This window comes from Litchfieldia salsa (genome assembly GCF_900104555.1).
GTDB lineage: Bacteria > Bacillota > Bacilli > Bacillales > Bacillaceae_L > Litchfieldia > Litchfieldia salsa.
On the sequence record NZ_FNJU01000003.1, the window covers coordinates 466,315 to 478,483 of the forward strand.

A 12,169-nucleotide genomic window follows, 5' to 3' on the forward strand; every position below is an offset into this window, starting at 1 on the left:
TTGGTTACTTTTGACACCTTTTTCAGTACAAAGTACATAAGAGAGCTATAAATAACAATGGTAGATACAATTAAGAAACCTAACATTCTACTCACCTACCTTCAATAGTGGATAAACGATATTGATAATTAATATCAATACACTTATCTTACCAATAATGAGAATGATTTTCAACATTATTCTGAATTATTTTATAGATTTTGGAATAAAACGCCCAGTTTTCGAGAATTGTTCTTCATAGTTTGTAAGTAACTCTAAAGCCTTTTCCTCAGCAGGGATCCGGATAGATAAAACTAGAACATTTAAAAGTGTAAAAATGGTAGCTGTTATATAAGCATTAAATAATAAAGGTATTATGATTAATTCAAGCGTAACCACAACATAGTTGGGATGCCTTAAATATTGATACGGCCCTTTCTTAATGATTTCAGCATTTGGCATGATAATAATTTTTGTATTCCAATATCTCCCTAAGGAAGCAATTGCCCAAATTCTCATGAATTGTGAAAGGATAAAAAAGGTGAAGATAATCGGAAATATTTGAGATAACTCAATCCCCTTTAGTAACACTTCAATGCAAAAACTCATAAAGAACAAAACATGTGTACTAACAATCAAATTATAATGTTCCTGACCAACTTCGAATGCTCCATTTGATTTCATCCACTTCTCATTTTTCTTAGCAATAATCAGTTCAGTAATTCGCTGAGTAACCAGAAAGAGAAAAAACAAACAAAAAATGACCATTATCGTTTACCTCCATTTAATCAAAAGTAACTCAGAGCTAAAACCTGGCCCCAGTGCTGCCGCCAACCCAAAGTCACCTTTAGATACTTTCGAAGATTTCATAAACTCTGCTAAGACATATAAAAGGGTTGCTGAGGACATGTTGCCATGATTTTGTAATACCGTATGTGAAACCCTTGTCATTTCCTCTGAAAACCCTAGTGCTTTTTCATAAGCCTGAATGACCTTTTTCCCACCAGGGTGCGCGATAAAATGAGAAATATCTCTGAGATTAAGTTGTTGTTTCTTCAAGAAGAAGTAAACATTATCTTTTAGCCATGATTCAATGATTGATGGAATATCCTTTGAGAATACGACATGTAACCCACTATTCTTTACGTTCCAGCCCATCACATCCTCTGAATCTGGCATAAGTGTGGATTGTGTATCTATAATTTCCGGTATTGTTTCTAGCTTACAATTAGACAAATCAGCATCATTTCCGGCTACACATGCACAAGCAACACCGTCAGCAAACAAAGATGTACCAATCAAATTGCTTTTTGAGTGGTCATCTTGTTGAAAAGTTAAGCTACATAATTCTACTGTAAGCACAAGGACCTTTGATTCTGGAAAGGCTTTACAATATTCAAATGCTCTGGAAAGTCCTGATGCCCCTCCAGCACAGCCTAAGCCCCATATCGGGATTCTTTTTGTATGAGGAGAAAATGGTAACCTATTCATGATTTTCGCTTCAATACTAGGGGTACTTAGTCCAGTAGTCGATATAAAAAATATCGCGTCAATTTGTTTATAGTCAACAGGCCTCTTCAGGTATACCGAATCTGATAGACAAGATTTTATTGCCTCAATTCCAAATGTAATAGAACGTTCTATGTAAACATTATTTTTCTCTTCAAAGCTGCGATCCTGCTTTAGCCAACCGAGGGATTCTGTGAAGTTTCTTTTTTTAATTTGACCATTACTGAATACCTTTAATAGCCGATCAATGTCATGGTAGGAATCATGAAACAGTTCTCGTGCAAATTCCACTGTTTCTTGTTGAGAAATCTCATGTGGGGGCTTATATAATCCTATTGATATAACTGATGGCACTAGTAACACCTCATCGTTTGAGATTGCATTAAGGTTACTATCTCCACATTACACGAATCTATACCTCAATAATTGCACAAAAAAAGCTTTCCCTATGGGAAAGCCAACGTTTTAAAGGAGTTGTTTCTTTGTTGCTGTGCATTTATATTATAGCTTATTATTTCACGATAATCATCAGTTAATTTTTGGTTAAGTTCAGTTTGATAAAGAATAGTAAGGTTCTCTAACTGTCTTCTCTTACCATTCATTACTGATTAAAATCCTTGAATAGTCATTCCACCATCTACAAAAAGAGTTTGTCCGGTTATGTAATTCCCGGCAGCTGAAGCTAGAAATACAGTTGGCCCAACAAGTTCTTCAAGCTCTCCGATTCGCTTTAGAGGAGTAACAGCCAGAATATCATCTACATATTTCTCATCCTGAAGTAACTTTTCCGTCAGAGGTGTTTTAAAATACCAAGGCCCAATTGAATTGACATTTATCCCATATTGTCCCCATTCAAGTGCCAAAACTTTCGTCATTTGAATCATCGCAGCCTTTGTCGCAGCATACACTACACCTGTTCTAAGGGCAACATGCCCTGCTACAGATGAGATATTAATTATTTTACCTCCAGTACCGTGTTTCTTCATGAAAGTACCGACTTCTTGAGACATAATAAAGGCTGATTTTAAATTAGTGTCCATAATTTTATGCCATTCCACATCTGTGACATCTAAAGCTTGAGATCGAATATTCATCCCAGCGTTATTTATTAAAATATCAATTGTTCCCGTTGTTTCTATAATTTTAGCGATCGATTGATTCACTTCATCTCTATTTGTTACATCTGTGACAATTGGATAAGCTTTTGCTCCTATAGAGTTAATTTCCCTCGCGACATTGATTATATCTTGCTCTGTTCTAGCAAGAAGGGCAACCTGCGCACCTGCTTCCGCTAATCCAATGGCCAATGCACGACCAATCCCTCTACCTGCTCCTGTTACAACTGCAACCTTGTTCTCTAATTGAAACGATGGTAAAAACATAAAGACCCTCCCTAATTATACCTACATTTTTTATTTCGACAGCCGAATATTATATACCTTTATTTTTTTATTATAAAAGGCTGTTTTATCAAAGTTTGTTGTTTTAGATATATTATATTGAAATGCTAGCTACAAGCAGGCTGAATACACGTAGACTCCTGCGGGACCAGTGGCCAAAGTGAGACCCCGCAGGAGCAGTAGCGACGAGGAGGCTCACTGGTCACCCGCCGGACGCGGAGTGTATTCAGACTGCGGCTTTAAAACCAACAATCTATACTAAAACAGCCTAATAAAAAAATAAGGCTAACTTATCCTTATTATTTTTGCACATTAATTTCAATATGATTAATTTTAGTATTCCCACACTTACAACACTTTTCATTCTCATCATTAAGCAATGTATGACATTGTGAGCAGTAGTATCTTTTCATTAAAGACTTCACCCTTCTTTGACTTTATTATTAGTATATGAAATTTGTAAGTATTGTTGATTCACACCTACCATTAATAATTATTCATACGATTTATGAATATCACCTTTCATCTTTAACCTCATTTTTGAAAAAGTAGAGTATCGTCAATTTCACAAATTTTCCACATTTCAACCTAATGGTTAGTGATTAATATCACTGTTAAACCAATTTTCCACAGTTATCATAGTTTTAAGGGTATCAATGAACATTTTGTGAAACTCGTAATCGGGTATTTTCATAACAAAATAGTTTTGTATGATGAAAATATATTCATTGTATTTTATAACATGAAAGGAGATGAATGACCCATGCCTAAAGTGGAGTTTAACAAGGTTAAAAAGACAAAAACCAATATGAAAGAAGAAACGTTAAGAGGAACTTTGGCATCTGTTTTTTTACTTGGTTTTTTCTTGATTGCTACATGGCTTGGCGTGTACTTTCTATTTCTAGATCGTTTGTAGTTAGCTTATTGATATCATAATTTATTAAAACGAATACTTATAAGGTTGGAGGGAAACAGCCATGCATATCCATAAGTTTGAAAAAATATGGCTCATTTTTGGAATAGGAATGCTTGTTATTTTCTTAACTACAGTAGGAATTGGTGCCTTTGCAATGGGACATCAACCTGCAAGTAACATACAAACGATTGATCCTGAAAAGGTAAACGAAACAGCACCATTTGATGAACCTGGTGTTAAGCAGATTTCTAATAATAAGTATGAGGTAGTTATTGTAACAAGTGCATTTATGTTTACACCGAATCAAATAACCGTACCAAAAGGCGCTGAAGTAACTTTTATTGTTGCAACAACTGATGTTGTACATGGTTTTTCAATTGCTGGTACGAACGTTAACATGATGGTAGAGCCCGGGTATATAAGTAGATATACGCAAACTTTTAATGATACAGGTGAGTATTTAATTCTCTGTAATGAGTATTGTGGAGCAGGTCATCATTTAATGAATGCTCGAATTGAGGTGGTTGAACAATGATGAACCAAGACACTAAAGTAAATTCTTTAGATGCAAAATTATCAATGGCTCATATTTATGTTGCCTTTATCGCCTTAGTACTTGGTGGGACTGCAGGTCTTCTTCAAACCCTTGTTCGTTCTGGTCAGTTTATACTACCTGCAGGAATTGGCTATTATCAATTACTTACAGTACACGGAGTACTCCTAGGTCTTGTCCTTACTACCTTTTTTATTATTGGATTTCTGTTTGCTGGGTTAAGTAAAACATCGGGTACTCTCTCAAACAGGATTCGATTTTACGGTTGGGTTGGATTTTGGTTAATGACTTTCGGTACAGCATTAACTGCATCAGCAATCTTAACAGGTAAGGCATCTGTCTTATATACATTTTATGCCCCACTTATGGCTCATCCTACTTTTTATATTGGGTTAGCGCTAGTGGTTGTTGGTAGCTGGGTAAGCGGATTTGCGATGTTCATCCATTTTGCAAAATGGAAAAAGCTTAATCCGGGTCAAGCATCTCCATTATTGAGTTATATGGCGATTGCTACCATGATATTATGGTTAATTGCAACATTAGGTGTTGCTGCCACTGTATTAATACAATATATTCCTTGGTCTTTAGGCTTGGTGGATACGATTGATGTGCTGATAAGTCGTACGCTGTTTTGGTATTTCGGGCACCCACTCGTTTACTTTTGGTTACTTCCTGCTTATATGGCTTGGTATGTGATCATACCAAAGATTATCGGTGGAAAAATATTCTCGGATTCATTGGCAAGATTATCTTTTGTTTTATTCTTACTATTCTCAATCCCGGTAGGATTTCATCATCAGTTAACAGAACCTGGTATTGCACCTTCTTGGAAGTATTTACAGGTCGTACTAACATTTTTAGTTATTATCCCTTCCTTAATGACAGCATTTTCTATGTTTGCCACGTTCGAAATGTATGGTCGTTCAAAGGGTGCTACTGGATTATTTGGCTGGTTTCGTAAATTACCATGGGGAGATGCAAGGTTCTTCGCACCCTTCATGGGAATGCTAATATTTATTCCTGCAGGTGCTGGAGGGATCATTAACGCAAGTCATCAGTTAAACCAAGTTGTGCATAATACGATATGGGTAACAGGACATTTCCACCTAACAGTTGCGACAACAGTATTGTTAACGTTCTTTGGAATTGCCTATTGGTTAATTCCTCACTTAACTGGAAGAATCATGACTAAAGCGATGAATAAATTAGCGATTGTTCAGACAATCGTTTGGGTGATTGGAATGACATTTATGTCATCTGCTATGCATTTTGCAGGACTGCTAGGAGCACCACGTCGTTCTGCGTTCTCTACCTACGGTGATTCTGCACAAGCTTTAGAATGGATTCCATATCAAATCGCTCAAGCTATTGGTGGAACAATTCTTTTTATCGGAATCATATTAATTATTGTTATCGTAGCTAATCTTGCTTTCTTTGCACCTAAAGGTGAAACAGAATTCCCAATAGGTGAAGTCGAAGAAGCAGCCGAAAAAACACCAATGATACTAGAAAACTGGAAATTGTGGGTTGGTATCATTATCGCTCTAATTCTAGTGGCATACACGGTTCCATTTATCGAAATGATCCAACACGCTCCACCAGGATCAAAAGGCTTTAGTAACTTATTATAAATAAATTAATAGTATCAGTTAACAAAAAAGAAGCTGTCCTCTAGTGCAAACGAACACTTGTGACAGCTTCTTTTACTTTTACAATTTATAAATATTCTTGTACTTTTCCTGCAAATAGGTAATTAGATGTTGGGCGTTTAACCCTTCCCCTGTAACATCTTGTAGTATTTCAAGAGGCTTTTTTGATTTTCCAAATTGATGTACTTTTTCGGTCAACCATTGCTTAACTGGAAGCAAGTCGCCTTCTTCTAATAAAACATCAAAGTTCGGAATATCCTTTAGCATTGCTTGTTTGATTTGTGCAGCATAGATATATCCCAACGCATAAGAAGGAAAATAACCAAAACTTCCTCCTGACCAATGAACATCCTGTAATACACCTTTAGCATCACTTTCAGGTCTTATTCCTAAGTAGTCTTCGTATTTCTTATTCCATATTTCTGGTAAGTCCTTTACTTCAATCTCACCATTAAAAAGACCCTTTTCAATTTCATATCGAATCATTATATGTAGAGTGTATGTTAGCTCATCAGCTTCGATTCGAATAAGTGAAGGTTTAGATTCATTTATAGCTTGGTAAAACTCATTTAACGAAACATGATCAAATTGTCCAGTCGAAAATTCTTTTAAAAGCTCATAATTCTTCTTCCAAAACGAAAAATTTCTACCAACAAAATTCTCATAAAATAATGATTGTGATTCATGAATCCCCATTGAAGTACCCGTACACAATAATGTCCCAATAAACTTATCTGAAATATTCTGTTCATAAAGAGCATGGCCACACTCATGGATAGTACCAAAAACAGCAGTTCTAAAATCGTGTTCATCATAATTTGTTGTAATACGGACATCACCAGGATTTAAGCCTGTTGCAAAAGGATGTACCGTTTCATCCAATCGACCTGCATCAAAGTTATACCCTAATCTTTCTAAAAGCTCTAAGCTTAACTTTCGTTGTGCTTCTTTAGGAAAATACTGAGATAGAAATGACGTGTTGGGTTTGTTATTTGACTCAGCGATTTGCTGAACTAATGGAACAATACTCTCTCTTAGTTGATCAAACACTTTGTCAATTATTTCGACAGTTACACCAGGCTCGTACATATCTAACAGCGTATTGTATTTATTTCCTTCATAACCCCAATATTCAATAAATCTTTTATTATATTCAACAAGCTTTTCTAGGTATGGTTGGAAAAGTGAAAAATTATCTTCAGCTTTTGCATCTTCCCAAATAGATTCTGCTTTAGATTGCAGAATGACATATTCTTTATATTCATCTTGTGGTATTTTTTTATTTCGATCATACTCTTTCTTACATTCGCTAAGTGTTTTAGATGTAACTTCGCAAAGATCTCCACTGTCTGCTAATGGTGTAAGCTTAGAAATATAAGCCGCCATTTCTTGAGAAGTTGACATTTTAAACACTTCTGTAGAAAGCATTCCGATGACCTCAGAGCGTTGTTCAACGCCTTTCTTTGGTGCACCTGTACGTAAATCCCAATACATTAAACCAATTGCTTCGTTATAACTTGTCATTTTTTTCACATAATCTAAAAATTGCTTTTCAGCTTTTATATCATTCATGTTCTTCGTCCCCTTAATATTTTTATTTATTCATTTGGACTGAAGTTGGTAATACATTTAGAATTTTCTCTTGAACAGCAGGATTTAATTCTTTAGAACCAAATATGGTTATAATCCCTTGGTCTTGATGTGTGCGGATTAAACGTCCAATACCCTGTCTTAGTCTAAGAATCATGTACGGAACATCCACTTCTAAGAAAGGATCATTAACCGACTTTCTCTTCGCCTGAAAAACAGGATCATTGGGTGGAAAAGGAACTGACCAAATAATGACATTTGATAATGATGGTCCTGGTATATCTAAACCTTCCCATAAATTCACAGAGCAAAGAATACTTTCCTCGTTATTTTGAAAGGTGGATACAAGCTCACTTATTTCTTTCTCCCCTTCAAATAAAAAGCTAAAGTCCGTCTTTCCTTGTACTTGATTTTTGAATAAAGCTAACTCTTCTTTTGAATTAAATAAAATCAATGCTCGTCCATTCGTTTCCTTAATTTGTTCAAGAGTGTAATCAAATTTCTCAATGAAACCTTTGTCACCTTCTGATACTTTAGGAAAGAAGATCTTCATTTGCTCATCATAATCAAATGGCGACGCCACTGAGAATGATTGATAGTCTTTAATTCCTAGACTGGACGCTATGTAATCAAATGATTTATCTTCTGATAAAGTAGCTGAAGAGAATATAAACGGCATGGTCTTTGAAAATACTTTTTCACTTAAAACATCTTTAACCGCTCTTGGCATAATCACAAGTGTCTCTTGTTTAGCATCTGTTTCTACCCAACTAATCACATCTGATTCTTTAAGTAAGAGGTTTATTGAAAATTCCATTTGGTCAATATATTCGTCCACAATATTTAACTCATAATGATCAATTGTAAATAACTGACTTTCATAAACCAATCCTTCGCCAATCCCTATTAGATGGTTATGTAATGCTTTGGCAGCTTTTATTAAATCAGGAACAAAATTCACTTCTTTACGACTAGAACCTTTTACCGGACTAGAGTGATCTCTTAATAAATCAAAAAAGAAACTATTTTGCTCCAGCGTATCTTCAATGGAAAGTGCAAGTTCTTCTCTTATATCGTTTTCCAAAACCCTAGTTAATAACGTTTCCAATACTGTTTCGTTTACTCGATAAGTCAGTGCCTTCTGAGCTGAGTATTCTAACAAATGTCCTTCATCAAAAACAACGCAACTAGCTTCAGGTAATAACGGAAGTTGACCTTCTCTTTTCCGTGAATCAATTGTCCAAATATGCTCCATATAAAAGTCGTGTGAACAAATAATGATGTCAGCAGCTTTACGATAATGATCTCGAGATAGAGTCTGACCACAGCGATGTCTTACAGGACATGAAAAACAATCCTGGAAAGTATCCCACCCTACTCTTTGCCATTCCTCATCTGTTAAATGAGGGTAATCTTTTCGATCTCCATAATGGTAGAAATTTTGTAATGTTGTTGCGTTTCCGACAAATTCTGGGAGATCTGCATGAATATCGAAATACACATCTAAATCATGAACCTCTATTGCTTTATCTAACTTCTGAAGACATAAATATTGATCCTGTGATTTGGCTAAACGTACATCAATATTTAATTCTAATGCTTCTGAGAGTTTTGCTATATCCCCCTCTTTTTTTACAAGTTGTTCAATGAGTGATTCATCCGCACAGGATATGATAGCAGGTTTCCCAACATATCTTGCATAACAAATAGCATATAGAAGATATACAATGGTTTTTCCTGTTCCAACACCAGCTTCAGCAAATACAACTGCTTTCTCTTTAAAGGCACGTTCAAGTTGAAAAGCCATGAAGACTTGCTCATCACGAAGCTCGAAACCTTTTTCAGGAAGGATATCGTAAAACACATCACCAATCCATTCATTAAATTTATCATAAAAATTTTCTGTCTTCGATATTTCAAAAGGTAATCGTTCACGTAACATAAGTATTTTTCCTCCAGCCATATATAACACTAATTTATTATTATCTGATATATTGATATTGTAGTCAATCTAAATGAAATAAAACGTAAAAAGGAATAGTCTAGCAAGTACCCTAATATCAAATAAAAAAACCTGGCATTTGCCAAGTTATGTTTGATTCTGGTATGTCATGTTTTCATCAGCTAGACGGGTTAAATATACCTTATCAACTGACATTGCAATTGATAATGCTTGTAAGAGATCTTCTTTTGCTTGATCCAATGATGCTATTCCTTCATTTTCCAAAGCCAAAGTTGATGACTGTAAAGCCTTATTAATTACATCAAATTGTAGTTGGTCCATTGTAATCACTCCTGTTTGATTTTGCGTTCGTGCAAAACGAATAATAAACATTTTATGTGAGAACAAACCAACTTATTCATAACAAAATAAAAAACTTGAAGTTGTTTTAAATCATATATCATTTAACTGTTTGAGACTGACCTTTTTTTGCATCAGTCTCATGCTATTAATTTATGTCGTTCTTGGTGGACGCTTCCCCCAATATTGATAATAATCCGTTCGGATAAATCCGTTAAATAATTTACGCTTTTTAGTAGCAGGTTTCCCGTAAAGCTTCTCGAAATCAGGATTCGAAGTTAACATATAGATTGACCATGTATCTAGCGGAGCAAACGCGCGTCCCATTGCCTTATACATTTCTTCAACTTCCTTTTTCTCACCTATACGTTCACCATATGGAGGGTTTCCTACGATTACCCCGTATTGCTTTTTCGTCGTGAAGTCTCTGACCTGCATTTGTTTGAAGTTAATTAAATCAGCAAAACCAGCCTCTTCAGCATTATTCGTTGCGATATCAACCATCCTATGGTCAATATCAAACCCCTGAATATCAAGTGGTTGGTCATACTTCGCTAAATCCTCAACCTCTTGTCTCGCTTCATCCCAATTTGCTTTACCTACCCAATCCCAACTCTCTGAGGCGAAATCACGATTAAAACCAGGAGCTATGTTTTGACCTATTAAAGCAGCTTCAATTGGGATTGTTCCCGATCCACAAAACGGATCGACAAATGGTTTATCAGGTGTCCAATTTGTTAATTTAATTAAGGTTGCGGCAAGGGTTTCTTTTAATGGCGCTTCACCTTGTCCAACTCGGTATCCGCGTTTATGTAAACCTACACCACTCGTGTCCAATGTCAATGTCACAGTATCTTTAAGAAGAGCAACTTCAATCCGACAAAAAGCTCCTGTTTCCTCGAACCACCCATCCTTACGGTAGTGCTTTTTAAGGCTATCTACAACGGCTTTTTTAACAATACTTTGACAGTCAGATACACTGAATAACGTCGATTTTACAGATTTACCGATAACTGGGAATTCAGCATCCTCAGGAATATACTGACCCCAATTCAAAGCCTTTGTTTTTTCAAATAACTCATCAAAAGTCGTTGCCTTGAATTCTCCAACCTTTAATTTAATTCGATCTGCTGTTCTTAACCACAAATTTGCTCGGCATATTGCCTTTTCATCCGCTACAAAAATCACTTTTCCATTTTCCACAGTACATTCATAACCTAAATCTTGAACCTCTTTTGCGACGACCGATTCAATTCCCATTGCAGCTGTTGCGATAAGTGTAACTTGTCCCATATTATATTCACCTAACTTATCTTTAAATTTATTTACCTATTTTCGTAAACTATGTTGATTTAAAACTCAGGGCTCCGCGTGCAAATTGTCCTACTAAAAATCTATAATTACTCATTATGTATTATTATATTAATAAAAGCCCTCCATTAAACTGGAGAGCTTAAATTTGTTAGTTTTTCTATCATCAATAACGCTCTGTAAGCCATGTTTTGTTCCATTGTACTACAATCGGTAATGAACCTCGTACATAGGTGGTAATCATCTATCTACAGACCTAAATCTGTCCCTCTCATCGTTCAATTCCTTAGAGAAGGTGCCCCTACCATTATTTGGGTTTCTCGCTCGAGGGGTTTACCTCGTTCCACTCTTGTAATTTCTTACAAGACTTCGTCACTGTGGCACTTTTCAAAGTATTCAAGCCATATCCAAGGACTTAGGCTTTTTCCCTGCCGTTAGTTCATCACATGAACTACCCTAGCTTATGGTTTCGCTAGGCACGAACACTACAATCATCTCAGACTGTGCGAGCATGGACTTTCCTCTACAGTTAAAAAACTATAGCGATTACCCGAACGTTATTGATGTTAGCATGTAATATTATAGTAAAAAATTAAAATTTAATCAAGTACTATTGACTGGATCTTTTATCCAGCTCAGGCTCTGTTAATCAAATAGTTTACTTCCAAACACATGTTTTTCAAGATTCGAAAGACGTTTTAAAATATCAAAATTTGTTGTTCCCGATTGAGGAATTGGTTGTTTTTTACTAGTATCCTCTAACTGCCTTCTAAGACGTAGATTTTCTTGTCGAAGATCTTCAATCACTTGCTGAAATACCTCATAGTCTTTAATAATTAAATCAAGATATTTGTCGACATCTTCTTGCTTGTACCCTTTAATACCGGATTTAAACTCTTTTTCTAAAATATCTTTAGCGGTTAACTTAATGTTATCCATACTCTTCACCTCAATACACTT

11 protein-coding genes and 1 other RNA gene are annotated in these 12,169 nt (G+C 35.6%); 3 read left to right on the forward strand and 9 right to left on the reverse strand.

The genetic code is table 11. The features are described 5' to 3' along the window. Positions 1-186 precede the first annotated feature (186 nt). From BLQ56_RS09290 to BLQ56_RS09300, 3 genes are all read right to left on the reverse strand, one after another. A complete protein-coding gene (locus tag BLQ56_RS09290) occupies positions 187-747 on the reverse strand; it encodes an isoprenylcysteine carboxyl methyltransferase family protein (protein WP_090852697.1) in 561 nt (186 codons plus the stop codon). Between the two features lie 6 nt (positions 748-753). Next, entirely contained in the window at positions 754-1,842 is a 1,089-nt protein-coding gene (locus tag BLQ56_RS09295) for a type III polyketide synthase (RefSeq protein WP_090852700.1), read from the reverse strand. 254 nt (positions 1,843-2,096) lie between these two features. Next, positions 2,097-2,870 carry an SDR family NAD(P)-dependent oxidoreductase gene (locus BLQ56_RS09300; RefSeq protein WP_090852704.1) on the reverse strand — a complete coding sequence of 258 codons (774 nt, stop codon included), beginning with the start codon at positions 2,868-2,870 and terminating at the stop codon, positions 2,097-2,099. Positions 2,871-3,696: 826 nt separating this feature from the next. On the opposite strand from BLQ56_RS09300, the gene BLQ56_RS09305 reads away from it, so the two are divergent. From BLQ56_RS09305 to BLQ56_RS09315, 3 genes are all read left to right on the forward strand, one after another. Then, on the forward strand, positions 3,697-3,804 hold the full coding sequence (locus BLQ56_RS09305) for a cytochrome c oxidase subunit 2A (RefSeq protein WP_386756483.1): 108 nt from the start codon (positions 3,697-3,699) through the stop codon (positions 3,802-3,804). 61 nt (positions 3,805-3,865) lie between these two features. Beyond that, the gene (locus BLQ56_RS09310; protein WP_090852710.1) at positions 3,866-4,339 is read left to right on the forward strand and encodes a cytochrome c oxidase subunit II; all 474 of its coding nucleotides are present in this window, start codon (positions 3,866-3,868) and stop codon (positions 4,337-4,339) included. Continuing rightward, positions 4,336-5,988 (forward strand): b(o/a)3-type cytochrome-c oxidase subunit 1, encoded by a 1,653-nt coding sequence (locus tag BLQ56_RS09315; protein ID WP_090852713.1) that lies wholly within the window; start codon positions 4,336-4,338, stop codon positions 5,986-5,988. Before BLQ56_RS09310 ends, BLQ56_RS09315 begins: the two co-directional genes overlap by 4 nt. Before the next feature lie 78 nt (positions 5,989-6,066). Here the strand turns inward: BLQ56_RS09315 and BLQ56_RS09320 are convergent, their stop codons facing one another. The 6 genes from BLQ56_RS09320 to gpsB form a co-directional block, all read right to left on the reverse strand. Next, positions 6,067-7,578: a carboxypeptidase M32 gene (locus tag BLQ56_RS09320; RefSeq protein ID WP_090852716.1), complete on the reverse strand. Its 1,512-nt coding sequence runs from the start codon at positions 7,576-7,578 to the stop codon at positions 6,067-6,069. A 22-nt stretch (positions 7,579-7,600) separates the two neighbouring features. Continuing rightward, positions 7,601-9,538, reverse strand: a complete 1,938-nt coding sequence (locus BLQ56_RS09325) for an ATP-dependent DNA helicase (RefSeq protein ID WP_090852719.1) — start codon at positions 9,536-9,538, stop codon at positions 7,601-7,603. A gap of 147 nt (positions 9,539-9,685) precedes the next feature. After that, positions 9,686-9,880 carry a hypothetical protein gene (locus BLQ56_RS09330; protein ID WP_090852722.1) on the reverse strand — a complete coding sequence of 65 codons (195 nt, stop codon included), beginning with the start codon at positions 9,878-9,880 and terminating at the stop codon, positions 9,686-9,688. 171 nt (positions 9,881-10,051) lie between these two features. After that, positions 10,052-11,191, reverse strand: coding sequence for a THUMP domain-containing class I SAM-dependent RNA methyltransferase (locus tag BLQ56_RS09335; RefSeq protein WP_090852725.1), 1,140 nt, complete (start codon positions 11,189-11,191; stop codon positions 10,052-10,054). A gap of 193 nt (positions 11,192-11,384) precedes the next feature. Beyond that, positions 11,385-11,767, reverse strand: an RNA gene (rnpB, locus tag BLQ56_RS09340) — RNase P RNA component class B. A gap of 87 nt (positions 11,768-11,854) precedes the next feature. Next, positions 11,855-12,148: a cell division regulator GpsB gene (gpsB, locus tag BLQ56_RS09345; RefSeq protein ID WP_090852728.1), complete on the reverse strand. Its 294-nt coding sequence runs from the start codon at positions 12,146-12,148 to the stop codon at positions 11,855-11,857. Between the last annotated feature and the right edge of the window lie 21 nt (positions 12,149-12,169).

What these genes read in the sequence shown, in the direction of transcription:
- BLQ56_RS09290 (WP_090852697.1), bottom strand. Translation starts at nt 747, where the DNA reads ATGGTCATTTTTTGTTTGTTTTTTCTCTTTCTGGTTACTCAGCGAATT.
- BLQ56_RS09300 (WP_090852704.1), bottom strand. Translation starts at nt 2,870, where the DNA reads ATGTTTTTACCATCGTTTCAATTAGAGAACAAGGTTGCAGTTGTAACA.
- BLQ56_RS09305 (WP_386756483.1), top strand. Translation starts at nt 3,697, where the DNA reads ATGAAAGAAGAAACGTTAAGAGGAACTTTGGCATCTGTTTTTTTACTT.
- BLQ56_RS09310 (WP_090852710.1), top strand. Translation starts at nt 3,866, where the DNA reads ATGCATATCCATAAGTTTGAAAAAATATGGCTCATTTTTGGAATAGGA.
- BLQ56_RS09315 (WP_090852713.1), top strand. Translation starts at nt 4,336, where the DNA reads ATGATGAACCAAGACACTAAAGTAAATTCTTTAGATGCAAAATTATCA.
- BLQ56_RS09320 (WP_090852716.1), bottom strand. Translation starts at nt 7,578, where the DNA reads ATGAATGATATAAAAGCTGAAAAGCAATTTTTAGATTATGTGAAAAAA.
- BLQ56_RS09325 (WP_090852719.1), bottom strand. Translation starts at nt 9,538, where the DNA reads ATGTTACGTGAACGATTACCTTTTGAAATATCGAAGACAGAAAATTTT.
- BLQ56_RS09330 (WP_090852722.1), bottom strand. Translation starts at nt 9,880, where the DNA reads ATGGACCAACTACAATTTGATGTAATTAATAAGGCTTTACAGTCATCA.
- BLQ56_RS09335 (WP_090852725.1), bottom strand. Translation starts at nt 11,191, where the DNA reads ATGGGACAAGTTACACTTATCGCAACAGCTGCAATGGGAATTGAATCG.
- gpsB (WP_090852728.1), bottom strand. Translation starts at nt 12,148, where the DNA reads ATGGATAACATTAAGTTAACCGCTAAAGATATTTTAGAAAAAGAGTTT.